28 protein-coding genes and 2 pseudogenes are annotated in these 24,523 nt (G+C 37.8%); 10 read left to right on the top strand and 20 right to left on the bottom strand.

All coding sequences use genetic code 11. From position 1 onward, the window contains the following. Positions 1-102 precede the first annotated feature (102 nt). Both ACN6NE_RS04500 and ACN6NE_RS04505 read right to left on the bottom strand, forming a co-directional pair. Positions 103-822, bottom strand: a complete 720-nt coding sequence (locus ACN6NE_RS04500) for an NAD-dependent protein deacylase (RefSeq protein ID WP_129704266.1) — start codon at positions 820-822, stop codon at positions 103-105. Positions 823-834: 12 nt separating this feature from the next. Continuing rightward, a complete protein-coding gene (locus tag ACN6NE_RS04505; protein WP_240702435.1) occupies positions 835-1,236 on the bottom strand; it encodes a universal stress protein in 402 nt (133 codons plus the stop codon). 155 nt (positions 1,237-1,391) lie between these two features. Here ACN6NE_RS04505 and ACN6NE_RS04510 point away from each other — a divergent pair, with 155 nt between their 5' ends. Then, on the top strand, positions 1,392-1,535 hold the full coding sequence (locus ACN6NE_RS04510) for a hypothetical protein (RefSeq protein WP_013058677.1): 144 nt from the start codon (positions 1,392-1,394) through the stop codon (positions 1,533-1,535). A 26-nt stretch (positions 1,536-1,561) separates the two neighbouring features. On the opposite strand, the gene pfkA is transcribed toward ACN6NE_RS04510, so the two are convergent. Then, positions 1,562-2,521, bottom strand: a complete 960-nt coding sequence (gene pfkA, locus ACN6NE_RS04515; protein WP_013058678.1) for a 6-phosphofructokinase — start codon at positions 2,519-2,521, stop codon at positions 1,562-1,564. A gap of 345 nt (positions 2,522-2,866) precedes the next feature. Between pfkA and ACN6NE_RS04520 the strand changes: the two genes are divergently transcribed. Then, positions 2,867-3,544, top strand: a complete 678-nt coding sequence (locus tag ACN6NE_RS04520) for a C40 family peptidase (RefSeq protein ID WP_129704268.1) — start codon at positions 2,867-2,869, stop codon at positions 3,542-3,544. Positions 3,545-3,683: 139 nt separating this feature from the next. Continuing rightward, positions 3,684-4,226 (top strand): 5' nucleotidase, NT5C type, encoded by a 543-nt coding sequence (locus ACN6NE_RS04525; protein WP_057242965.1) that lies wholly within the window; start codon positions 3,684-3,686, stop codon positions 4,224-4,226. A 151-nt stretch (positions 4,227-4,377) separates the two neighbouring features. On the opposite strand, the gene ACN6NE_RS04530 is transcribed toward ACN6NE_RS04525, so the two are convergent. The 3 genes from ACN6NE_RS04530 to ACN6NE_RS04540 form a co-directional block, all read right to left on the bottom strand. After that, positions 4,378-4,503: a hypothetical protein gene (locus ACN6NE_RS04530; protein WP_013058681.1), complete on the bottom strand. Its 126-nt coding sequence runs from the start codon at positions 4,501-4,503 to the stop codon at positions 4,378-4,380. Positions 4,504-4,949: 446 nt separating this feature from the next. Next, entirely contained in the window at positions 4,950-5,075 is a 126-nt protein-coding gene (locus ACN6NE_RS04535; RefSeq protein WP_016765283.1) for a hypothetical protein, read from the bottom strand. Positions 5,076-5,178: 103 nt separating this feature from the next. Beyond that, positions 5,179-5,583, bottom strand: coding sequence for a secondary thiamine-phosphate synthase enzyme YjbQ (locus ACN6NE_RS04540; protein ID WP_057242966.1), 405 nt, complete (start codon positions 5,581-5,583; stop codon positions 5,179-5,181). A gap of 118 nt (positions 5,584-5,701) precedes the next feature. Here ACN6NE_RS04540 and ACN6NE_RS04545 point away from each other — a divergent pair, with 118 nt between their 5' ends. The 3 genes from ACN6NE_RS04545 to ACN6NE_RS04555 are packed head-to-tail and all read left to right on the top strand — an operon-like array spanning position 5,702 to position 9,387. After that, positions 5,702-7,138, top strand: a complete 1,437-nt coding sequence (locus ACN6NE_RS04545) for a spore germination protein (protein ID WP_129704270.1) — start codon at positions 5,702-5,704, stop codon at positions 7,136-7,138. A gap of 15 nt (positions 7,139-7,153) precedes the next feature. Further along, the gene (locus tag ACN6NE_RS04550; RefSeq protein WP_129704272.1) at positions 7,154-8,263 is read left to right on the top strand and encodes a GerAB/ArcD/ProY family transporter; all 1,110 of its coding nucleotides are present in this window, start codon (positions 7,154-7,156) and stop codon (positions 8,261-8,263) included. Further along, positions 8,260-9,387 (top strand): Ger(x)C family spore germination protein, encoded by a 1,128-nt coding sequence (locus tag ACN6NE_RS04555; protein WP_129704274.1) that lies wholly within the window; start codon positions 8,260-8,262, stop codon positions 9,385-9,387. Before ACN6NE_RS04550 ends, ACN6NE_RS04555 begins: the two co-directional genes overlap by 4 nt. Positions 9,388-9,393: 6 nt before the next feature. Here the strand turns inward: ACN6NE_RS04555 and ACN6NE_RS04560 are convergent, their stop codons facing one another. Further along, positions 9,394-9,762: a hypothetical protein gene (locus ACN6NE_RS04560; protein ID WP_013084654.1), complete on the bottom strand. Its 369-nt coding sequence runs from the start codon at positions 9,760-9,762 to the stop codon at positions 9,394-9,396. A 230-nt stretch (positions 9,763-9,992) separates the two neighbouring features. Here ACN6NE_RS04560 and ACN6NE_RS04565 point away from each other — a divergent pair, with 230 nt between their 5' ends. Beyond that, the gene (locus ACN6NE_RS04565) at positions 9,993-10,595 is read left to right on the top strand and encodes a DUF3885 domain-containing protein (protein WP_013058688.1); all 603 of its coding nucleotides are present in this window, start codon (positions 9,993-9,995) and stop codon (positions 10,593-10,595) included. A 68-nt stretch (positions 10,596-10,663) separates the two neighbouring features. On the opposite strand, the gene ACN6NE_RS04570 is transcribed toward ACN6NE_RS04565, so the two are convergent. From ACN6NE_RS04570 to ACN6NE_RS04590, 5 genes and pseudogenes are all read right to left on the bottom strand, one after another. Beyond that, a complete protein-coding gene (locus ACN6NE_RS04570; RefSeq protein WP_474324714.1) occupies positions 10,664-11,329 on the bottom strand; it encodes a hypothetical protein in 666 nt (221 codons plus the stop codon). Further along, positions 11,329-12,024 (bottom strand): annotated as a pseudogene (locus ACN6NE_RS04575) (ATP-binding cassette domain-containing protein). Before ACN6NE_RS04575 ends, ACN6NE_RS04570 begins: the two are co-directional and overlap by 1 nt. Beyond that, positions 12,021-12,389: pseudogene (locus ACN6NE_RS04580) on the bottom strand (GntR family transcriptional regulator). Before ACN6NE_RS04580 ends, ACN6NE_RS04575 begins: the two co-directional pseudogenes overlap by 4 nt. Positions 12,390-12,494: 105 nt before the next feature. Next, positions 12,495-13,250 (bottom strand): alpha/beta family hydrolase, encoded by a 756-nt coding sequence (locus tag ACN6NE_RS04585; RefSeq protein WP_474324715.1) that lies wholly within the window; start codon positions 13,248-13,250, stop codon positions 12,495-12,497. 217 nt (positions 13,251-13,467) lie between these two features. Continuing rightward, positions 13,468-14,358 carry a YitT family protein gene (locus tag ACN6NE_RS04590; RefSeq protein WP_013058693.1) on the bottom strand — a complete coding sequence of 297 codons (891 nt, stop codon included), beginning with the start codon at positions 14,356-14,358 and terminating at the stop codon, positions 13,468-13,470. Positions 14,359-14,617: 259 nt separating this feature from the next. On the opposite strand from ACN6NE_RS04590, the gene ACN6NE_RS04595 reads away from it, so the two are divergent. The 3 genes from ACN6NE_RS04595 to ACN6NE_RS04605 all read left to right on the top strand — a co-directional run bounded on the left by ACN6NE_RS04595 (position 14,618) and on the right by ACN6NE_RS04605 (position 16,994). Next, positions 14,618-15,427 carry a DUF4397 domain-containing protein gene (locus tag ACN6NE_RS04595; RefSeq protein ID WP_129704280.1) on the top strand — a complete coding sequence of 270 codons (810 nt, stop codon included), beginning with the start codon at positions 14,618-14,620 and terminating at the stop codon, positions 15,425-15,427. Next, positions 15,424-16,047 carry a class F sortase gene (locus tag ACN6NE_RS04600; protein ID WP_129704282.1) on the top strand — a complete coding sequence of 208 codons (624 nt, stop codon included), beginning with the start codon at positions 15,424-15,426 and terminating at the stop codon, positions 16,045-16,047. The genes ACN6NE_RS04595 and ACN6NE_RS04600 overlap by 4 nt, the downstream gene beginning before the upstream one ends. 128 nt (positions 16,048-16,175) lie before the next feature. Next, the gene (locus ACN6NE_RS04605; RefSeq protein WP_129704284.1) at positions 16,176-16,994 is read left to right on the top strand and encodes a glycerophosphodiester phosphodiesterase family protein; all 819 of its coding nucleotides are present in this window, start codon (positions 16,176-16,178) and stop codon (positions 16,992-16,994) included. A gap of 27 nt (positions 16,995-17,021) precedes the next feature. Here the strand turns inward: ACN6NE_RS04605 and ACN6NE_RS04610 are convergent, their stop codons facing one another. The 8 genes from ACN6NE_RS04610 to ACN6NE_RS04645 all read right to left on the bottom strand — a co-directional run bounded on the left by ACN6NE_RS04610 (position 17,022) and on the right by ACN6NE_RS04645 (position 24,493). Next, positions 17,022-17,708: an ABC transporter permease gene (locus ACN6NE_RS04610; RefSeq protein WP_474324717.1), complete on the bottom strand. Its 687-nt coding sequence runs from the start codon at positions 17,706-17,708 to the stop codon at positions 17,022-17,024. 1 nt (position 17,709) lies between these two features. Beyond that, entirely contained in the window at positions 17,710-18,552 is an 843-nt protein-coding gene (locus tag ACN6NE_RS04615; protein ID WP_129704288.1) for an ATP-binding cassette domain-containing protein, read from the bottom strand. Positions 18,553-18,671: 119 nt separating this feature from the next. Next, a complete protein-coding gene (locus tag ACN6NE_RS04620; RefSeq protein WP_129704290.1) occupies positions 18,672-19,181 on the bottom strand; it encodes a GNAT family N-acetyltransferase in 510 nt (169 codons plus the stop codon). A gap of 35 nt (positions 19,182-19,216) precedes the next feature. After that, positions 19,217-20,422 carry a TolB family protein gene (locus tag ACN6NE_RS04625; RefSeq protein WP_129704292.1) on the bottom strand — a complete coding sequence of 402 codons (1,206 nt, stop codon included), beginning with the start codon at positions 20,420-20,422 and terminating at the stop codon, positions 19,217-19,219. A 361-nt stretch (positions 20,423-20,783) separates the two neighbouring features. Continuing rightward, positions 20,784-21,602, bottom strand: coding sequence for a membrane protein insertase YidC (yidC, locus tag ACN6NE_RS04630; protein ID WP_013058701.1), 819 nt, complete (start codon positions 21,600-21,602; stop codon positions 20,784-20,786). Positions 21,603-21,623: 21 nt separating this feature from the next. Next, positions 21,624-21,896: a hypothetical protein gene (locus tag ACN6NE_RS04635; protein WP_013058702.1), complete on the bottom strand. Its 273-nt coding sequence runs from the start codon at positions 21,894-21,896 to the stop codon at positions 21,624-21,626. Between the two features lie 211 nt (positions 21,897-22,107). Further along, entirely contained in the window at positions 22,108-23,487 is a 1,380-nt protein-coding gene (locus ACN6NE_RS04640; protein ID WP_129704294.1) for a sucrose-specific PTS transporter subunit IIBC, read from the bottom strand. A gap of 178 nt (positions 23,488-23,665) precedes the next feature. Beyond that, entirely contained in the window at positions 23,666-24,493 is an 828-nt protein-coding gene (locus ACN6NE_RS04645; RefSeq protein WP_474324718.1) for a PRD domain-containing protein, read from the bottom strand. Between the last annotated feature and the right edge of the window lie 30 nt (positions 24,494-24,523).

A 24,523-nucleotide genomic window follows, 5' to 3' on the forward strand; every position in this document is an offset into this window, starting at 1 on the left:
CCCTTCTATCCATTAGCGAATGGATGATGTACTACACCATATGATACATCCCTACACTTTATCACTAAATGCTAAAAAAGCGCTATGTCCATACATAGACGCTTATAAATTTGCGACCACTTGTCCAATGGAATCATAGATAACCAAATCAAACAAATAATCGTAGTGCGTAGGTTCTTTATTAATCATCACCATGTTTGTATGATTGTACCGGCTTACAAGCAGCGGAATCTGATTAATCGGTGCTACTTCAAGCGATGAACCAAGCACGATGAATAAATCAGATGACAGCGCTGCTGTAACTGCTTCATCGAACTGATGAATGGCATCTCCAAAGAGAACAACATTTGGCTTTAAAAGGCGCTCACACGCTGTACATTGTGGGAGAGCTGACTGATTTAAATACGCTAAGTCATACTCTTTTTTACAGCTCGGACAATGAGCTCTCTTAATGGACCCATGAATTTCAAAAACGTTCGTGCTTCCTGCATCTTGATGCAAGCCATCAATATTTTGCGTAATCACATGCACGGTTTTGGCTTCTTCTAGTTCAGCAATAAAGCGATGGCCCGTATTTGCTTTATACTGATGCAGCATTTTAATATGAAAAATTTCTTTAAACAGCGGCCAAAATTCATGAGGATACTGTTCATAAAAGTCAGCAGCTACTATGTCCACAAAGCTTTTGTTTTGGCGATATAAGCCGTTTTGAGAGCGAAAGTCAGGTATGCCCGACTCTGTGCTCATTCCTGCTCCCGTAAAAAAACAAATGTGTTTAGCATCATCAATGAGCTGTTTTAATTCTTTGTACTGTTTTAACATTGCATTTCTCTCCTATTTAACAATTAGCACAGGAATCGTTACTTGCTGGGCAATCTTAGAACTTACGCTTCCAAGCAGCATGCCTTTTACAGGATTTAACCCTCTGCTTCCTATTACTACAAGGTCAAATGAATTTTGATTAGCAAATTGAATCACTGTTTTAGCCGCGTCTCCATGCATAAACGTAATCTCATACTCCACGTTTCCTTGCTTTAAAATTTCATCTGTTGTATGTATCCGACTTTCCCGTTCCTCGTCGCGGCTAAGTGATTTTAATCTTGAATCACCCTCTACTGCATAAATAACTTGAATAAAACTGTTTTCCGTCAGCTGAGCCAGCTGGACGGCTTTTTCTGTTGCTTTAGCTGCATGCTCTGAGCCATCTGAGGCAAGTAAAATTCGTTTAAACATCATGCTTCCTCTCCTCTTTTGTAAAATGGTCTTCTCTCTTTACTATATCACTCGCTGTTCAAATGTAATCATTTTTTTGATTATTTCTATAATTTTTAAAATTATTTGTCTACTTTTATGATAAACTGAAAGAAAACTTATACAGAGGGGATGGAACCATGTTTGGTTTTGAATTAATTTGCACTTTCTGCAAAGGACTCGGAAAGCTAGCCGTTATTCCTGGTATCGGTTACATGAAAACATGCAAACACTGCGAAGGGACAGGGATGCAATCAAAAAAAGACGAAACTCCTTCAATATAAGAAGTTTCGCCTCAGCAACACTGTGATTAGATTGAAAGCTCTTTAGATAAACGGTACATATCAGCATTGATATGGTGAGGTTCACCTAAAATTTCCATAATATCATAATCTACAATTTCATTTTTACGGATACCGATTGCACGACCGCCTTTACCTTCTAGCAGAAGCTCGACTGCACGACCGCCGAAACGGCTTCCTAGCACACGATCTTGAGCAGTTGGGGAACCACCGCGCTGAATGTGTCCTAATACTGTTACACGCGTTTCAATACCTGCAGCTTCATGAAGCTGCTTCGCTACTTCGTTACCATTGGCTACGCCTTCAGCTACTACGATAATGCTGTGCTTTTTACCGCGCTCTTGTCCTTTTCTCAAACGATCAACCATTTCTTGGAACTCATCTTTTGCTTCTGGGATAAGGATTGTTTCCGCACCGCCAGCAAGACCTGACCAAAGAGCAATGTCTCCTGCATTACGACCCATAACTTCAATAATAAACGTACGTTCATGAGAAGTCGCCGTATCACGGATTTTATCAATTGCATCGATAACCGTATGAAGAGCCGTATCAAATCCTAATGTAAAATCTGTTCCTGGAATGTCGTTATCAATTGTTCCTGGGATACCGATACAAGGGAAACCAAGCTCTGTTAGTTTTACAGCTCCCATATATGATCCGTCTCCACCAATAACTACTAAGCCTTCAATACCGTGCTTCTTAAGGTTTTCAATACCTTTTAAACGCCCTTCTTCTGTTTTGAATTCTGGACATCTTGCAGAATAAAGCATAGTTCCGCCGCGTTGAATGATGTCACCAACATCTCCAACTTCTAGCTTTTTAATATTTCCTTCTATTAACCCTTGATATCCTTGATAGATACCGTAAACTTCCATACCTTCATGAATTGCTTTACGCACAACAGCACGAACCGCAGGATTCATACCTGGAGAATCTCCGCCGCTTGTTAATACACCTATTCTTTTCATTACTTTCACCTCATCAAAGTCACATACATGACTACTATATTATAGTTCTACATTTTACCCGAGTTCGAACTTTTTGTGTAGTAATTCACAACATATTTCTTTGTTAAATTTTAAATGTACATACTTTTTCATATCTTTTAGTTATTTACCGTCAAATATTCAAAGTTTTTCTAGCAATATTGCACATCTAAAGAACCCTTTTAGTTACAGCTTTTATAAGACTATATTCACCTTTATATTTCATTTTTTTCATATATGTAATGAAATTGTAACGTAGATCCCTGTCGAAAGATGATATGATGAATTTACTCAAATCAGGAAAAATTTTCAGGGGGTACTAGTTTTATGAAAAAATTAATAGCAGCTCTTACGCTTGCTGGCGTTATTGTTTCTACTAGCCCGATTGTCAGCCAAGCGGCTCTAGGCGACCAAACGCTTCGCCAAGGCATGAATCACCAAGATGTTAAACAACTACAACAAACGTTGAAAAATAAAGGTTATTTTAAAGGGAATACAACTACATACTTTGGGACTGTTACAACTTCTGCTGTAAAATCATTTCAGCGCAAAAATGGAATAGCAGCAGATGGTATTGTTGGAAAAGGAACGTATGCTAAACTAGGCGTTTCAGCAAAGGGCAAATCGCCTTCTAGCTCAGCGCGCTATAACCCTAACGCAGTGATTAACAAAGGAAAACAGTATATGGGCGTTCGATATCGCTGGGGCGGAACAACGCCAAGCGGCTTTGACTGCAGCGGTTTTATTGGCTATGCGTTCAAACACGGCGGCGGGGTTCAGCTTCCTCGAACAGTAGCTCAAATTTATCAAAAAGGAACGCGCGTCTCAAGTCCAAAAGCTGGAGATATTGTGTTCTTCCAAACCTATACAAAAGGGCCTTCTCATGCAGGAATTTATTTAGGAAATAACCAGTTTCTTCACTGCTCTTCATCTAAAGGTGTGAGCATCTCTTCTCTGAAAGAAAGCTATTGGAGCAAACGCTATTTAGGTGCTAAAAGAATGTAGTTTCTATAAAAAGAGCAAGCTGTGCGATTTTGATGCGGCTTGCTCTTTTTATGCATGTAAAAGATTTGGTATAGTAGAAGCAGCACATTACATTGCAAAACCAAGCGTGTAGATGAATACTGTAAAGGAAGTTGAATAAATGCACACCCTTTTAATTGACATGGATTCTGTCATTTGTGATCTTATGACGGATTGGCATAACCAATATAACAAAGATTATTGCGACAGCTTATCGGTTGAAAAGTTAAAATGCTGGGAATCAGAAAAGTATGTAAAGCCGGAATGCGGCACAAAAATTTATGACTACCTCGATCAGCCGGGGCTTTTTTTACATTTAAAACCTCTGCCTCATGCTGTTGAGGTTCTCAAACGACTTTATGAAAGGTTTTCCATTTTAATTGTCACAAGCAGCCGTACCTATGCTTATACAGAAAAAGAGCAGTGGGTTGAAAAACACCTTCCGTTTATCGGAAAGTACAATATCGTGTTTACACACCAAAAAGATAAAATATACGGAGACTTGCTATTTGATGATGCACCGCATAATTTGAAGGCTTTTCAAGCTACAGGTCGCCATGCTGTTGCCATGAGCTACCCGTATAACGAAGAAGTAAATGTCCCTCGCGTGGACGATTGGCTTCAGTTTGAACAGTACGTAAATACTTATTTTAACGAATGTTGAGCTAAAAAAAACACGTGGACTTTGTCATCAGAGAATGAATGCAGTGCGTTTGTTAGCACAGCTATAAGCATAAAAAAACCGCCTTTTGGGCGGTTTTTGACGGATAGCCTCCTAGGGGTTATCCGCTTTTTATTTAAAAAAGATAAAGTTTTTAGTACTTATCAGCTGATGAGAAAAAGTCCATAATGGCATGGATAATTTCAACGGACTGAAAAGAAAACAATGATATGGCTGTTAATGAAAAGAAACCAATCATGGCCATACGTACAAGTAACATAGACTAATCGCCTCCCTGTTTTGAACTAAATGAACGCACCCAAAACAATTCGCTATCTGTCTTTGTTTGTACGACGTTTTCGCCAAGCAAAGGCAGCTCATTCACTGCGTGTAACATTGACAATGAATCTTCATCTTTATCTTAAAGACTAAGCGTATAGTTAGTATATCAAATGAAGCTTTTTCTTCAAGGCTATACTACCGGTAAAAAAGGAAATAGTATGAAACGATGCGTTTTATCTTTATTTCATATAATTCAGTTTCCTAATATTTATTATATTAAACCTTTTAAGAAAATTGCTACTATTATATCTTTTTTTATAAAAAAGATACTGAGACATAGCTACATACAGTAAACCTGCGTTCACCATCACAATAAAAAATCCGAACGATTCATCGTTCGGATCCTCCTTCAACTGAAATACTTTTGTTCCGGCCTTCCCCATTTTATCGACACGTACTGTAATACTCATTGACAATGTCTAAAATGGTTGGGTATTCTTCCACCCATGTAAAATTTGTTTTTTCATTTTCTTTTTTTACTGTTTCTTGTTCTGCACCTATCTTTTCCATTGTTCAATCTCTCCCTTTAACTGTTATATAACATTTATATTAAATTAACTTTGTTTTATAACAATTTTCAGAAAAAAGTTGGACAATGACGTATGAAAAAAAGTTATTGTGGGGATAAAATTTTTACATAATACGTACGAGTCCTAGGTCCATCAAACTCGCAAAAATAAACTCCTTGCCACGTTCCTAGCAGCAGTTGCCCATCGTGAACGATTATATGCTGTGAGGAGCCGACCGTGCTCGCTTTGAGATGCGCCGCCGTATTTCCTTCCATATGAAGATCTAACTTATGTTCCCAAGGATATACTTCATCGAAGCGCCGGATCATATCGGTTTTTACATCCGGATCCGCATTTTCATTAATTGTTATACCAGCGGTTGTATGAGGACAGTAAACAACTACAGCCCCTTCTTTTAATCCTTCTGTTCTTAGTACTGCCTGCACCTGACTCGTAACGTCAATCATTTCGTCACGCTTATTCGTTTTTAACGTAAATGAATGTAGCATACCATCACCTCTTTTCTTTACCATAACATATCTTTTCTATTCTTCCACATTTTTCGCATAACTCGTTTTTACATCGTAAACACTAAGCTCATTAATACAACAGGCGGTGAGTTTATTTATGCTCGATTCAAAATTTCAGCCCAATGCAGACTACACCGTTCAAACGTTTCTAGATTTGGTGGGTCAAAATACAGATGTTGGTTCCAAAAAATTATGGCTGTCTCCCACAAAATATATATGCATTATTTATCTCCAAGGATTAGTCGACGGAGAAAAACTTGATAATCTTACTCAGCATGTTGTTGAGACAAAAGCAAAAAGTGAAACGCAAACACTCGATGACATCGATTCGTTTATTTCTGTCATTAAAGACAAAGAAGTTTATACCTACAAGCAAGCGATCTCGTGTTTTTTTAAAGGTCAGCCCTTGCTGTTTATTAGCGAAAGCACCACGGCATACTCATTAAATATGTCTATGACGAAACAGCGCTCTTTAAGTGAACCTACAACAGAAAAAGTAGTGCGTGGCCCTAAAATTGCTCTTATCGAAAACTTAGATGAAAACCTTGGTCTTTTAAGGCAGCGTTCTACCGAAGAAGAAATGGTTATTGAAGACATTTATATTGGAAATGCAAAGGAACATCGAACCAGTATCGTTTTTCATAATAAACACTGTCAAACTCACATCGTGAATCAAGTCCGAGAGAAATTATTAGACATTCCTTTAGATAACATTCAAGACTCAGGAATGATTGAAGAATTTTTAGAAGAAGCACCTTACTCACCGTTCCCTCAAGTACAAAATACCGAAAGACCGGATCGTGTTCTCGCTGCGGTGAATGAAGGGCGAGTAGCCATTTTAGTAGATGGCTCTCCTTTTGCTCTTTTAGTGCCTACAACTTTCGATATGATTATGAAATCACCCGATGATTATTACGAAAGATGGATAGCTGGTTCATTGCTAAGATTACTAAGGTACTTGTCTATTTTTATTACCCTATTCTTTTCAGCTATTTATATTTCACTCGTTTCGTTTAACCAAGGCCTGCTTCCGACTGAGCTAGCTATTACTATTGCGGCCACACGAGAAAACGTTCCTTTTTCTCCTTTTATCGAAGCAGTGGTTATGGAAGTGACGCTTGAATTATTGCGCGAAGCCGGTCTGCGTCTCCCAACTCCTGTCGGACAAACAGTTGGACTTGTAGGCGGGGTTGTGATTGGTCAAGCAGCGGTAGAAGCCCATATCGTTAGTTCCGTTATGATTATTGTTGTATCTGTGTCGGCAATTGCTTCCTTTACCGTTCCTCAGTACGGAATTGGCCTTTCGTTTCGAATTTTGCGTTTCGTATCTATGATGATTGCAGCAATCTTTGGATTATACGGAGTTACCATGTTTTTTCTTGTTCTCGTCATTCATCTAACCAAACTCGAAAGTTTTGGTATGGCCTACTTCAAACCGTTTTTTGCATTAAATAAAAAAGCATGGAAAGACTCTTATATTCGTCTTCCAAACAAAAGCCTAAAACAGTCTAAAAATAAATCTCAACAAAACTGACAAAAGGAGGACCATATGGAACAATCACAATCACAGTCACAATCAAGCAAGCTTCTTTCAGATTTTTATGCCATATCAATTATTTCTTCAACCATGCTTGGCGTCGGTTTATTAACGCTCCCAAGCAGTATTACAAACCAGACAAATAATGCAGATGGATGGATTGTACTTATTATGGATGGCCTTTTGTTTATTGGAATTGTTCTTTTTTTAGTCTGGATGGTTAAGTATTTTACGATTAGCTGTATGTTTGATTTCACACAGGAAGCAACCGGCAAGCTGATTGGGAATATATTCAATTTCGCTATGGTCGTTTATTTCACATCTGTAGCAAGTTTCGAAGTAAGAGCTATGGCAGAAATGATTCATTTTTATTTACTGGAAACGATGCCCATTGAATTAATTATCCTTTCATTTATTTTGACAGGCGTCTATTTAATCACTGGCGGTATTGATTCTATCGGAAAAGTAATGGCGCTATGTTTCCCTGTAACGGTCATTATTCTTCTTATCTTATATCTTCTTAGCATTGGAATGGTGGATTTAAAAAACTTGCAGCCTGTGTTAGCTGATGGCTTCAGTCCGCTTCTTTCTGCTTTTACAACCGTCTCTGTTTCCTTTTTAGGGATTGAAACCATTGTATTTCTACCCAAGCATATGAAAAACAAAAATCATTTACGAAAAGTTTCCATCATCGGATTTTCCATTCCTTTACTTTTATATATTATCACTTACGTATTAGTTGTCGGCGCTTTATCCGTTCCGGAGGTAAAAACAACCGTTTGGCCTACGATTGAATTTGTTCAGACACATGAAGTAAAAGGAATTTTCTTTGAGAGGCTTGAATTATTTTTACTTATTGTCTGGCTTCTTCAGTTTTTTTTAACCTTTGTAATGTATTTCTTTTTAGCTGTTTCAGGCTTTAAAAAAATTTTCAAAAACCGATCCACTACCAATATTATCTTTCTTGTACCCGTTTTATTTATGAGCTCTTTAGCGCCCAAAACAGCAAGCGACGTGTCGCATTTTTCAACGGTACTAGGCTGGGCATTTTTAGTGACATTTTTAGTTATCCCTCTTTTTTTCAGCATGTTAATGAAAATAAAAAAGGTTGTGTTCAAATGACGAAAAAATATCTTCCTGTCATGATGACCATTTTTTTATTATGCGGCTGTATGAGCCATCGAAATATTGAACAACTTGCTCTGGTTATAGGAGTGGCAATGGATATCACACCGAAAATCGAACCAAAAACAGGAAAAAATCAGCTTGTGCTGACTCATCAAACGCTAACCGAAACGGAATCCGGAAATATGTCTTCTTCTATTCCATACAAGAACATTACAACAGCTGGTCCTACTATTCATGAAATCACGCGAAATATTTCGCTGAAATCTGATCCTATATACAGTCAGCATCAGCGAGCACTTTTAATAGGAGAAAAAGCGAGCAAGACCATCCCTCTAGATGCGCTTATTAATCAGTTTGTCCGTGATAATGAAATACGGCGCAGCAGCCTTGCGTTTGTTACAAAAGGCGATGCTAAAAACGTTTTAACGATTCAAGGAATGTCTGTACCACCAGTCAACTTAATTTACGAGCTTGTTTACAATAAATTCAAAACGAATAAAATTTTAAATCCCCTAACAATGGGAGAGTTATCAGCCAAGTTAAAAACCGATCAAAGCTTTTTAATACAGCGGATTTCTAAAATTAAAAATAGCGTGGAACTAGACGGTGCGGCGATCATAAAAGATAAAAAAGCAAAATTCATCTTAACTCAGCACCAAGTGGAGGCTTTAACGTGGTTAACGGGGAATATTAAAGGCGGAATTATTTACGGCAAACACAGATCATACCCCTTTTCCTATGAAATTGGAGATGTTCAGCAAGATGTGAAGGCCCGCATTGATTCAAATCACTCCGTTCATTTTGATATCAACGTTCAAACAAGCGGCAGGCTATCAGAAGATTGGGAGACTTCAAAACAGGCTCTTGCCGCATCTAATGTAAAGAACACCGAAAACAAAATAGAAAAAATCATTCGAAAAGACGCAGAAAAAACACTACGCTTACTGCAAAACAACTACAAAGCTGATGTGATTGACCTGCATGATTACGTACGAATTCATTATCCTCATTTTTGGAAAAAACATCAGCATGAATGGGATGAAATATTTAGCCAGTCGACCATCGACTATCATGTTCATGTTCAAATTAAAGATTTTGGGACACAGGGCAGGGATTAGCTCTTATTACTCAACGCCAGCTTCAGTCAGCTCTTTTTTCTTTAGTTCCATAATCGTGAACTTATCGGTATAGTTTTTGCTGACAAACAGCTGGCGTTCATTGTCGTTATTAAAATAAAATTTTTTATCATCTTGATATTGAAAATTCACTTTCTTCTTTTTCATTTGTTTAATAAACGTTAAGTAGTCATCTGAATGAATGAGATACCTTTTAGGCTTATCGGATATTTGAACAACATCTTCACCGGAAGATTTTAATTTTACAATACTCCATGCAATGGGAAGAGGATTACCTTCTTGAAAGATCGTTTTGTGAAAAATGAGCACAAAGAAAGCAGCTGTAATAATTGAAATAAGAACAAGCTGTTTTTTCACCGTATATCATCCTTTCTTCACGTCGTTACTACGTTAAGTAATACGACAGGCGTATGAAAAAACCTGTTCATCCGAAAAGGTTGTGTAAAGAAATAATGCAAAATCAACAAAATATAACAGTTTGGTTACCTTTTGATTAAATAACATTACTTCTTTACAAATTTAGCTAATCACGTGATAGACTAAACTCAACATATTAAGTCAGGACTAAACTAAATGAGGTGTTGCGTATGACTACAATGCGGCTTCAATCATACTTAACAACAATGTTTCCAAATGTTCAAATGAAAAGACCTCTTTTTTATAACGCGCCCGCAGGTATCCGCTTTACGCTTACCAATCAAAAAGGCGTATGGGAACGAGAATACATGAAAAATGTGTACGCACGCGCTTATGAAATTTTTGAGACACTCCATGAAAAAAATGATGAGCTGTTACTTGTTTTCAAAGCGAATGCTGCACAAGATGATTTACTTTTAAAAAAGAAAAAAGAAACAGCTATTAAAAAATTCATTCGCTCTCGCCTGAAGAAACAAGAAGTTCAATCCGTAGCATTATTAAATAACGCTGAGTATATTATTGCCTGTAAAACAAATGATGTGAAAGAAAAGCTTCTTTTGCAATCAATTGCCAACCGCGATCTTCATATTCATCCGGCTATTGAAGAAGAGTGTTACATTGTGAATTTGAATAAAGAAACCATCTTCCACCTATACGACGAGCGCGGACTGGACATTGTATCGAACAATCAGTCTTCTCTTCAACTTCTTCAGCAAAAGTTTCACGACTGGATTCTAGATATTGATGCAGCTTGCTCTAAAAAAGTACAATAAAAAAGCAATCATTCAGTAAAGGAATGATTGCTTTTTTATTAGGCTTGATGGACAGGAGACGCTTTTTTTTAAAACAGCCAGTTGATAAGAAAGAATAAAAAGCTTACGATAACCATTGTTCCAAATGTAAGTAACAACGACCCGTTCGAAAAGCTTTTTATAAAATGAATAACCGGTTCTTTTGTCACTGGAATGGTAAACAGTAAAATTAAAACAGCACCGGTGACCATCCCTCCTGTTTGCCCGAATTTGTAAACGATGCTGCCGAGCAAACACGCTGCTGCTGTAATAAAAAAGATAAATACAGCATCCGTTAAAAAGTGAACAGCGACAGTAGGGTCATGAAAGATAAAATCGCTCGCATAATAAATCTGAACATTCATTAAATTCGAACTATTAATCACCTTTATTGAAATGCTCATGATGACAACATTGATAAGGGACATTATAATTGCAAATAAAGTAAAAACACAGGTCATCGTTAAAAGATATGCTTTACGAGTAGCTCCTAATTTCAAGCAAAAGGAAAAACTTTTTCGAATGATAATAAAACTTACAATACCTGAAAAGATGTACTGCGGCATACTTGTTACTAATAGAAGATGCTCATTCACCTGACTGAACACTAAAATATCTACTACAACAAAAGCTAACAGAATCGTCCAAAAGCGAATCATTAAATACTTTAGTTCAACGTAGAGCGAATAACTAATGGCGGCAAACTGTCCTTTCATTACGCTACACCTCCACGATTTGCTGTAAGATAAATCATAATATCCTGTATGTGAACAGCTTCTACATGAAATGAACTGTCGACAAGCTCCTCAGCATAAATATCTTCATTAAAGAGCACTATTTTTTTCTCTCCTCCGAATACTTGTTCATGGATTACTTGCTTTCCTTTTTCATATTCATCCAATAAAAGCTCATAAAAACGCGCTCACATCGCAGCATCAAGTCCAATATAAGGTTCATCAAAGATTGTGATGCTCGTTCGAGAAGATAGCCCAACAATAATTCCTAATGCTGATTCCATACCTTTAGATAATGCTTTCACTTTCATATTACAATTTAAATCGAACTCTTCCATAAGCCTCTCAGCAGCTTCTTCGCTCCAATAAGGATAAAAAAGTGACGCAATTTTTAGCACGTCTTTGACTTTTAATGTTTTTTTAAAATTTCCGCTTTCGTTAATTAAGCAGATGTTTTGCAAAACAGAGCGGTTTTCAAATGGAGATTGATTCCCCACTTTTAACTCTCCTGTCGTAGCTGGAATATGTCCGGCTACAATTTGCATCAGAGTCGTTTTGCCCGCTCCGTTTCTACCTAGCAACCCGTATATTTTATTTTGTGATAGCGTAAGTGAAATGTCTTTTAACACTTGTTTAGATCCATAGCATTTATTTAACAGCTGCGCTTCTATATTCATTTTATTTCCCCCTTGTCTAACAGCTCTTTTAACTCGGTTACCGTAATTCCTAAATGCTGTGCTTCTTTTTTCAGCGGAACGATAAAACGGTTATAAAATTATTCTTTTCTTTGTGTAAGCAATACTTCTTTGGCGCCTGCACATACAAACATCCCTATCCCTCTCTTTTTATACAGTATTCCGTGGTCAACTAGCTGATTAATTCCTTTAGCTGCTGTTGCAGGGTTAATGCGATACATTTTGGCAAATTCATTCGTAGAGGGTACTCTTTCTTCTTCTGGAAAAGCATCATTCAAAATATTCTCTTCGATGGTTTCTTTGATTTGTTGAAAAATTGGTCGCTGATGATCTAATGATTGTTTCATTTTGACTACCTCACTTAAGTGGTTCGTTACTCATGCAACTAACTATATAACTAGTTGGTTATTTTTTCGAGTATTATTTCCAAAAAAAGAAAAAAAGTCCATCAGTTAGTTACTGATGGACTTTTTCATTTGACTATTTAACCACTTGACCGTTCTTTTTACTAGCTCATCCTGCTGCTCTTTAGGAGAAATACTCGCTTTGTTGTCTCCTTTTTGTTTACCGTACATCCCAAACTGTGCATGATTAGCTCCTTTTACTTGGACCAGCTCCGTATTTTTTGAAAGTAAATGCTTGGTTTCTTTAATTTTTTCAGGGGTCGACAAACCATCTTTCTCACCGGTTAAAGACAAAATAGGATAAGTGGAAGTTGAAAAATTATTTTTATTCATTGGATACGATGCTAAAAGAACTAAGCCTTTTATTGAATTTTGATGATCATACGCATAAGAGGCTGCACTCACTCCTCCAAGGGAATGCCCTCCGATAAACCATGCGGAAATCTTTGGATAGCTCTTCACAATATCTGTCGCTTTGTTTTGACTAAAAAAACTCATATTAAACGGAGAATCTACCACAGCAACAAGATATCCTTCATTTTCAATTTGCTTAGCATAATAGCCATATGCTAACGGCTCTACTTTAGCACCTTGATAAATAATATAGCCAGCTTTTATCTCTTTGTTCGTTTGAGGCTTGAATACGTAATAATCGTCTTTCTTCACTACTTTTTTCTCATCTACTAGTGAGTGAAGCTGCTTTGAAGGTTCATAATCAAAACTTGACCATATGACAAAAAAAGCCACGGTTACTGCAACAAGAACGGCAAGACCGACTCCTACTATTTTTAACGTTTTTTTCATGTCACTCGCTCTTTCTGTTTTTTTACTATGTACTCTTTTTATATCTTTTAGACATTTTACATGTTTGTTTCAAAGACATACAAGAAAAAAGAGGGGCTCAATATGCATGAAGCAGCAAAAGTGACACAAACCGTTACAAATAATGGAACAAGCAGAGAAAGCTAAAAATTCTGCTGTAAGCTATATAAGGGGCAGTCTCATTAGTAGACAACTTTCATTAATGAATATCCCGTTTCTTAAACCTTCCTCCTCTGACTTCAGCAATAGCCGCTACAGCAAAAAAAGCAGATGGATCTATCTCATCGATAATCGCTTTTAGCTTTGCTTCTTCAAGTCTGGTAATAACACAAAAAATGACTTTTTTATCATCTCCCGTATACGCCCCTTCCCCATTTAAATACGTGACGCCTCTCCCTAAACGAGCAAGAATTGCTTCGCCAATTTGTTCATATTGTTCGCTGATAATCCAAGCTGACTTAGACTCATCTAACCCTTGAATCACAATATCAATCGTTTTAAAAGCAATGAAGTAAGCCATTAAAGAATACATAGCGCGATCCCAGCCAAATACAAAACCGGCACTTCCCAAAATAAATAAATTAAAAAACATAATCGTCTCACCTACGGAGAAAGGCGTACGCTTATTAAATAAAATAGCTAATATCTCGGTGCCGTCTAGCGAACCTCCGTACCGAATAACAATTCCTACTCCCACACCGAGAACAATTCCTCCAAACACAGTGGCTAAAAGAGGGTCACCTGTTAAGACCGGTAAGTCGTGAAAAATAGAGGTAGCAATGGATAGAATGATAACACCTAAAAGCGTAGATAGCGCAAATGTTTTTCCAATTTGCTTGTAGCCAATAAAAAAGAATGGAAGATTTAATACGAAGATATAAAAGCCGATTTGAACATCCGTTAAGTGGGATAAAATAATAGATATACCTACAATTCCACCGTCAATAACCTCATTAGGGACAAGAAAAAATTCTAGCCCGACGGCCATTAAAAGGGCTCCCACTAAAATAAACAGCATGCGCTTTACAATCATTTTAGCTGATAGCGAACGATGAACAACCTTTTTTATTTCATGATTCGTTTGCAGCACATAACTTCCCCTCCTTTTGTGATAGAGACATCAACTACTAACCAAACCCCCTATTTTAATATTATCACAAAATTCAAACTATTTACCTGCTCTTTTACAAAAATTTCATCTAATGAAATAAATTATGAATATATTGGATAAAATTGCAGATGATAACAAATGAATAAATGCCCGAGTACGTTCAAAAGTGAATGCATGCCCACCACTTTTCATACGGGACTAACAGGACAAACTTAGATTAAAAGGAGAGTAAAACGTTATGAACCGTGTAAAGATTATTGCTGCTTCTTTACTCGCAGTTTTATTGCTAGCTTTTTCAGATAATTTCACTTCTGCAGCTGTGCAGGAGGCGATGATACGAGTTGTGCATGCGTCACCTGATGCACCTGAAGTAGATATATATGTCGACAATCAAAGCATCGTAGTCGGCGCATCGTTTAAAGATGTGACAGATTACCTTAAGGTACCTGCGGGGTCTCATAAAGTAGAGGTATATGCCATAGGTACAAAAGGAAAAGAAAAACCTGTCATTTCCACCAATATAACCGTCGAAGCAAACAAAGCCTATACCCTTGCTGCTATTAACCAAGTTGCACACTTAGAATTAAAAGTAGCTCAAGATGATATGAACGTAGCTAAAGGAAAGAGTAAAATCCGAATTGCTCACTTTTCTCCAGATGCTCCCGCTGTTAATGTAGGTATTAATCACGGCCCTACTTTGTTTAAAAACACTGCTTTTAAACAAATGACAAATTATTCTGAAGTACATGCCGGAACCTATGATTTGACCATTACAACTAGTCAAGACAATAAAAAAGTACTGGACATTCCAAACCTTAATTTAGAAGCCAACACGCTCTACACAGTGCTCGCTATTAACAAAGCCGACAGTCTTGAAACGCTTTTATTAAAAGATAATACGGCTATGCCTTCCGAAATGCCAAAAACAGGTATGGGCGGTGCTTCACAGGATAATTATAATTCAATTGTGCCGGTTCTTACTTTATTAGGAATTGGAGCAGTCGCTATATTTGTTGTTCGTCGTCACAGAGGATACGAAAGCGAATGAAATGGATAGGAGGGGTTTTCACCTTTTCTTTTATACTATTCATGAGCAGCTGGTTTGCCCAATCAGCAATTGCAAACGGCTCGACGGATTTTGTTGTGAAGTTGGCTGAAACAAAATCGGCTCAATCCTTGAAAGCTTCAGGAACTGCTTCTACGCCTCTTCCATCTCAGCTTATTATTCCGAAGCTTCATATCAAGGCTTTTATAAAAGGAATGGGCCTTACTAACCAAGGTGAAATGAGCGTTCCTGATAATGGTCATGATGTAGCTTGGTTTAAGCTTGGAGCAAGACCCGGAGAGGAAGGAAATGCGGTCATTGCAGGACATGTTGATGATCAAAAAGGACCGGCTATCTTCTATCATCTCGACAAGCTCACAAAAGGAGATGAAATTTTTGTAACCGATCAGCAAGGGGATCAGCTGACCTTTGTTGTTACCAATAAAGCTTCTTATCCCCGAGATTCTGCTCCTATCAGAGAGATTTTCGGTCCAACTTTTCAACACCAGCTTAATTTAATCACCTGTACGGGAACGTTTGATCATACACAGAAAACTCATGAGCAAAGGCTCGTTATTTATACAAGCCTTCGCCCGGAAAAAACAGCCGATGTTTCTCACTAAACATCGGCGTTTATTACTTTTAATTACATACTGGTTCGTTTTATTTAAATATTTACACAGCCTTAATATGAACACAACATCTCACTAGTAAACTAATGCACGACCCCTCAATAAAAAGGAGTTTTGATATGAGACGAAAATGGTGGTTTGTAAGCTCACTCACTCTTTGTTTATGCGGCATTTTTATGTTTATACATACGCAGGCAGCTTCTATTCAAGCAGAAAAAGTAGCCATTATTGCTCATCGAGGCGCATCAGGGTATGAGCCAGAGCATACGATGCAATCTTATCTCGCGGCCGTCCAGCAAAAAGCGGATTACATTGAACTTGATCTTCACATGTCTAAAGATCAGCAGCTTGTAGCAATTCATGACTACAAAGTTGACCGAACGACAAATGGAACAGGATATGTAAAACAGTATACAGTGAAGCAGCTTCAGCGTTTGAACGCAGGAAAAGGTAATAAAAAAGCCGTCATTCCAACTTTAGAAGAAATATTCCGTACGTTTGGCAATCGAACAAACTATTATATTGAAACAAAATCTCCTCATGAATATCCAGGTATGGAAAAGGAATTGTTGACGCTGATGGCTAAGTACAACATTCATACCAATCACGTCATTGTACAATCATTTAGTCCTGAAAGCTTAAAAACCGTCCATCGATACCGACCTACTATGAAACTAATTCAACTGATTCGTTCTAAGCAAACCAATATGTTAACAGATCAGCAGTTCAGACAAATCAAAACGTACGCGAACGGCATCGGTCCGAACGCAAACACGCTGACAAAACCATATGTACAAAAAGCTCGCTCGTACGATTTAGACGTTCATCCTTATACAGTAAATGACGAAAAGAAAATGAGAACGCTTATCGAGTGGGGCGTAACCGGTATGTTTACTAATTACCCGGATCGTCTTTATAACGTGCTTCATAATAAATAAACACTTGCCGCGGCAAGTGTTTATTCTTTATACATCTCTTCTATTCGCTCTCCACAAGTACAGGCTAATTAATGCTATGGCATAAAGCAAAGCCCAGCCAAACACCAAAAATTTGTTTAATCCTTCGTTAATAAATTGAATGATTGCAGATACGGGTGGCAATACATACAGCAGCAGTCCGCCTCCTTGATACGGAAATGAGACACCTGCCGCTGCAAGCGTAACGATTAAAATAAATAGAGGTCCAAACCACGATAAGCTGCCTTCTCTTACAACATCTCTTGTAAAAACAAGACCTATGCTCATACCAAGCAAACTAAACGTCCAGTGAATAATAAACCCAAACACCATTTGCTTAGTGGATATATCCACTTCAAACATATCAAGCAGCACGGGATAAGCAATAGAAACCGCTGATAAAAACGTAAACAGCAGCATACAGGTAATAAGCTTGCTCATAAAGTACTTGTTCTTTTTCCCTACATGAAGTTTTGTAATAACTTCTTGACTGGAATCTTCCGCGTGAAACAGCGACATCGTAAACCAAGTGGTTAGAAAAAAGAGGAAAAGTGCTGTATTAAAAAAGCTATCAAGCACCGGGTTCGGTCTATATGTATAGTTCATACACAGCGAAATAATATAAAGTGCAAGCGGCGGAATATATCGATACGATTTAATGTATGTAATAAAATGATAGCGAATCAATGCACTCATCTTAAATTTCTTCCCTTTCCATATGATATAGCTTTACAACTTCAGCTTGAACAGCAAGCAATTCTGCAAGAAACTCGTTTACATATTTTTTATCTATATAAAAAATCCAGTAGTTTCCGTGCTGTTCAATTTTCGTGCACTTTTCTTTTAATAAACGAAGCGGCTTATTGAGAATGACATTTGCCTCAATAACCGTTAAATGCTCAATGAGTTGAACGCGCTCATTTTTTAAAATGCGCTGTGAGCCAATGGTGATAACACGATCGGCTACAGCATGAATGAGCCTTTCTTCATGACACGTAAATACAATGGTCATCCCTCGTTCTTTGAGCTTTGTAAAAATCCGTTCTACTTCTAGCTGAGCACGAGCATCTAATCCTGATAGAGGTTCATCAAGCAATAGCAGCTTAGAAGAACTCAGCAGTGCTTGCATCATGTTGACTTTTTGCTTCATTCCTTTTGAAAAAGAAATGATTTCTTCATGTCTAAACTCTACCATTTCGAAAGTTTCGAGCAGTTCTTCAATTCTAGAGCTGCGCTTTTTCTTAGACAATCCTTGAATTCGTCCCATGTGTTGCAAATAACCTGCTAGCGTAAAACGCAGCTCCTGAGGAAATTGTTCCACCACAAATCCAGGCGTACCGGTTTCTTTATGAAGGTGAATTGTCCCTTTAGTCGGTTTAGATAATCCGCCAATTAGCTTTAAAAACGTACTTTTTCCCGCACCGTTTTTTCCAACAATCGCGACAGTCTCTCCTTTATAAAGGGTCGTGTGAATGTTTTCTAATACGGTATGTTTTTTGTATATTTTTGCAACATTTTTTAATTCAATCAGTTTTTCCATCTGCTGCCTCGCCTCTCCATAATCCTATATGTTAAATCATAGCATATTTATGGGGAATGTGCTTCCATCTCTATACGTTTCAGCTAAATTTTTCCCGCACAAAAAAGCCTTTGATATGATCAAAGGCTTTTCATAGACAATACCATATGCTCTTCATCGATAAATTCACCATCTACTTGAAGAGCTCTTTTTTCATACGCATAAGAAGTAAAACCGAGGCTTTTGTATAGGGCTTTTGCTCCTTCATTTTTAGCAGCGACGGCCAGGTAGATTTGCAAAACATCTGTTTTTGAAAAAGCTTGTTCAACAGCCATTTTTAACAGCTTCTTTCCAAGACCTTTCCCCCTTGCTTCAGGGGCTACGTACATCCCCCAAATATCTCCTTTATGCTGAACTTTTAAAGGCTTTTGCTGCTGAAACCCTACGATCCCCACGAGCTGTTTTTCCATAAAAGCTCCTACTACAAATTCTGATTGGCTGCTTGGAAAATAATTTCGGATATCAGCAATTTCTTTTTCATATTCTTCCTCATAACTTAAAATAAAACTTTCGGGATGATCTTTTAAAGCACGAAGACGGAGTTCAAAGTACACGCCAGCGTCTTCTTTTACCAACAATCGTATATTCATTTTTTCACCTTAGTTTCTTATGTTTTAATTAGCTATTAAGGGTTGTACACGCTAAATACTTCATTCCACCGATACAGCTCATAATAATTTCCCGGCAGGTCTAATCCTGAAATAAGCACCTTATCATTTTTCATATCTTTTACGCGTGTTAAAAGATTTGCTTGTTTTCGATTTGTACGAATCCACATCGTTTGATTGGTTGCTTTATGATAAACAGGCGCATAATCTCCTAAGCCTTTTTGTGGAAATGTGAACTGACTTTGCTTATTGGTCTTTACGTTCATGCTATACAAAAAAGGCAGTGGCCTCTTTTTTTCATCATTCGACCACCCTGCTTCGGGCACACGTGAAATGATGATGTTATCTTTTTCTGTCCAAGTAAAATCCCAATCTGCGAAGCCTTTTGGAGTAAACACATGTTCTTTAAAAACCGGCATCTCTTTTAAAGTGAACTTTTTATTTTCAGTGGCAAACCTTCCTTCCCCATTAATAAATGCCAGTACTTGCTCTTCATTACTCCACTTAAACCAATTAGGTACATTAAGCATATCTCCCACTACTTGAAAAGCTTTCCCTTCTTTTGTAATGATGCACAGCTTATTTGCATCTGCAGACATCGAAGCCGTTGGAATAGCAATAAAACTAATCCATTGACCGTTAGGAGACCATTTGAAGCTGCTTGTTGTATACGCAAAAAACGAATCATTTTCTGCTGGGAGCGTCGTAAAAGCCTCCACTTTTTTTACATCTAACCCTGCATATTTGCTCACTGTATATAGCTTTACCGGTCCCCATCCCGTGGGCGCTAGCGCAGCAGCTGACGTAATTAAAAATCGATCTCCTTCTGGAAACCATGAAAACTGATCAACTCCTACGGCTACACGCTTCTTTTCATGCGTTTTAACGTTGTAATATACTAAGATTCCATTCGAAATATACGCAAGTTCCTCAGCAACCGGTGACCATTGATAATGAGTCACATCATGTTCAACAAGTAGCGGTTTTCCTTTTAACGGTGCAATCATTAAAGAATCATTTTCTGAATAAGCAACTATATCTCCATGTGATGACCATTGAGGCATAGAGGCATGACGGGCATAGGATAACTGCCTTTCGGTACCGTTATCATATACCCATAGGTTTCCTTGCCGTATAAAACTGACTTTCACTGTATTGGCAGCATTTATTTGCATAGGGAACAACATAAGAAAAAGCAGACATAACGCTATTTTTTTCACCATGTTCACTCCTGTCTTTTTTTTATAGCGTTACACAAATCTCCTCATCTCATCACATTTTTAAAAAAATAAAAGAGGTTGAGACATAACGAAATGAATTTAATCGAAAGACGAACAAATGGGATACATGAGCTGAACCTCTTTTGACACCGCAGTTGATTTCCGTGCAAGACTTCGTCTAGTCCTCCATTCAACTGCTAGAAGCAACGAAATAGATGAAATTTCCGTTCGCCATAACAAAAAAACAAACCGCTAATCAAACATTTTGATCAATGGTTCGTTTTTCACTTCGGCTAAACTACTTTTGTCCCAGCCTCTTTTTAAAAAATAAAAAAGCGCAGCGAATAGCTGCGCTTTTTGTATATTATGATTTTGACTTAGATTTTGGTGATGGCTTTGTTTTAGCTTGTGCTGTATTGTTAGCCGCATCTTTTTCTTTTAATAAACTCATACGTTTTTTCAAGTAGTAACCTTGTCCAATTCCGAATAAGTTACCAATTACCCAATATAATGCAAGAGCAGATGGAAGTGAAATTCCTGCTACTAAGATGAAGATTGGCATAATGTTCATCATCATTTTCATTGGAGGTTGAATTTCATCCGTCATACTTACACGAATTTGTAAGAATGTCGTAATCGCTGCAACTACGGGTAAAATGAAGTAAGGATCTGGCTTTCCTAAACTTACCCATAAGAATGAATGCTGTGCAATTTCATGCGTTCGTGCAATGGCATTATAAAATGCGATAATAATAGGCATTTGAATAAAGATTGGCAAACATCCACCAACCGGATTAATTTTATGCGTTTGGTAAAGCTGCATCATTTCTTTTTGCTGCTTTTGCTGTGTTTCAGGATCTTTTTTACCAGCATATTTCTTTTGAATCTTTTCCATCTCTGGACGAAGTGCTTGCATAGCCATCGTGCTCTTTTGCTGTTTTAAAATAAGCGGCAATAGAACTAAACGAATGATAACCGTCGCAATAATAATAGACAGACCATAGCTTCCTCCTGCCCACTCAGCAATTTTCGTTAATGCCATAGATAAAGGGTAAACAAAATAATGATCCCAGAATCCGCCGCTTGTAGCCGTGACCGGTGTTTTTGTACTGCTACAGCCGGCTAGAGCTAAAAGAAGCGCTCCCATTAAACCAAGCAATAATAATTTTTTATTTCTTTTCATATTCTTTCCTCCTAATAATGACTAAATGTATGAAGTGTTTTTCAGAAGGAAAGGATCTTCTTCATCATTATTCTTCTCTTTAACTGGTGTTTTTCTATACACATGTATAAATACATTTCGTCTTTTCCATATTGTTAATACTGAAGGATCAATCCCTGCATTCACATGGTCGGTGACAGGTTCCGCATGAAAAGCCGTAAACCTAGCTTCACGAAGCATATAATAACAAAGGATGTATAAAACGAAAGCAGATAAATACGGCGCATATAGAAAAAGATCGTGATAAAATTCCATGTGCCAGCTCTCTTTCTGACTATAATAGTACAATCCAATATATGTAGTGTAGCATTTACGTTCTTGTTACACAACATCAACTTATCTCTTTGACTGTTCTACGTATTACTTTTTAAAAAGTTTCATATTTACGACACAAAATTTGCTCACCATAAAATATGATGAGCAAATCTAATACCATTCTCTATTCTCGTATGCTTACCGCTGGTTCTCAGTCTTCTTTTAGTTTCATGAACCACGTAACGCCGAATGCTACACCTACAGAAATAATCATACCGATTATATAGTGAATTAAATTGCTCATACCAAGCGGTGCAGCAATGGCCATCATTGGAATACCTGTGAGTCCGTAGGCATTGGCTACTACGTGCATAAGTACAACGTAGCCTCCCCCGGCTGCTCCGCCTATAGCCGCAGCAATAAATGGCTTGCGAAGTCTTAAGTTGACACCGAAAATAATCGGTTCTGTAATTCCTAAGAAGGAAGAAATAGCCGCTGGAATCGCAATTTTTTTCGTTTTGGCATTTTTCGTTTTAAAGTAAACAGCCAGCCCTGCTCCTCCTTGCGCCACGTTCGCGCAGGCCCAAATAGGAAGTAAGAAGTTAACGCCAATCTTCGGATTAGCAAGCAGTCCTGCTTCAATAGCATGAAAACTATGCTGCAAGCCTGTTAATACAATGGTCGAATATAAGCCACCAAACAAAATTCCTGCAAACACTCCGGCTACATCGTATAGAGACTGAAGGCTGATCGAAATTAAATCTCCAATATAGCGACCGAAAGGACCAATAAACACAAGTGACACAAAGCCTGTGATAATAACAGTTAAAAAAGGCGTAACAAGTAAATCAACCGAATTCGGCACAATTTTCCGGAGTCCCTTTTCAATTTTGCTCATGACGTAGATAGCCAATAAAATCGGAACGACCGTACCTTGATAGCCAATCAGCGGAATACTTAAGCCAAACAAATCCATATATTCTGGCTTAGCATCTGCTAATGTCCACGGATTTAATAACATCGGATGCGTCAAGATCCCTCCAATAACCGCTCCCAGATAAGGATTTGAACCAAATTCTTTTGCAGCTGAAAACCCGATTAAAATCGGTAAAATGATAAATGCTGCGCCTGAGAACATATCTAACAACACAAACAACGCGCTATCTTCTGAGACCCAGTGGAACGCTTTCATCATCCCGAGCAGCCCCATTAATAAACCACTGGCTACAATAGCTGGAATAATCGGAACAAAAATATTGGAAAGCATGCGGGCAAAGCGAGCAAATGGGTTCATTTTCTTTTTCATTTCTTCTTGATGATCCACTGGGACAGCAGCCTCTTCAGCGCCTAATTCTTTAACAAAAGCAGCGTGAATTTTATTAACGAGACCGGTTCCAAAAATGATTTGAAACTGTCCTGAATTTGAAAAAGCCCCTTTTACATCTTCTATTTCATCTAAACCTTTTTGATCGATTTTGCTTTCATCTCGAATAACGAGGCGCAAACGCGTAGCACAGTGCTGCGCACTAGCAATATTTTCTTTTCCTCCTAAAAGCGGAACAAGCTTTTTAGCAATTTCTTTTACGTCCATCTTACTTCCTCCTTTTTGTATGTCATAAAAAAAGCAAGACCTAAAATACGCTTATAAAAGACATAGTTGTCCTTCATGCGCATTCTAGGTCTTGCCTGCTTTACCAGTCACAATCCCGATTATTCAATTAATACGCTTTCATTGTACTCAAAGCAACGATATTCGTCAATGTTTTTTTCTATATTCTTTGCTCTATTCGGCAAATGTGAAGCGTGATGTATCCTAACTCCGCTTCTGGAAAATTAATTTCGTACTCATCTTTGACAAATTGCTTTATCTTTTCAGCACACTGATACGATTTTTTATATTTGACTTTTAATACGTCGAGCATCTCTTCATCCATCTCATGAAAAGGTTCATTTTGCGCTAAACGATTTAACGCAAAGCGCAAGTGAGTCAACAGACGCTGATAGGACATGCTGTTTTCATCAATCTCCGTATTCAGCTCTTTTTTTATAATCGTAACCATTTCATTAATAATCGTTGTATTCATCATTAGCTGCTGCATTCCCGGTGAATTCAGTTTCGCCGTATGAATATGAAGCGCAATATATCCCGCTTCGTCAATCGGCATCGTGATATCTAGTCTCTTTTTGATATGCTGAAGAGCCCATACTCCTATTGCATACTCAGGCTGATAGAGAGATTTAATTTCATTGAGTAATTTATTTTGTATGGAAATTCCGCGGGCTATCCTTTCGACAGCAAAGGATAAATGATCGCTCAAAGCAATATGCACATGATGACTTAGCGTAGCAGAAAGCTGCTGCTCAGCATACGAAATGATTTCTTCCGCCACTTGAATATGCTCTTCAGGAAGGTTTTTTAATAGTTCTTGAAACTTTTCCTGTTCTTCTTTCATGACAAAGATTTTCTCCACTTTCGCAGCATTAATAAAATCATTTTTGCCTTTTTGAAAAGCGATACCAGGACCCATCGCAATTTTTTCAACTCCGCCTTCCTTAAAGACAACGGCGTTGTTATTTAATACTTTTAAAATCTTCAAATACGCTCTCCTTTCTTAAAGGAAAAGGCC

The sequence above is a fragment of the Priestia sp. 53B2 genome (assembly GCF_056099005.1).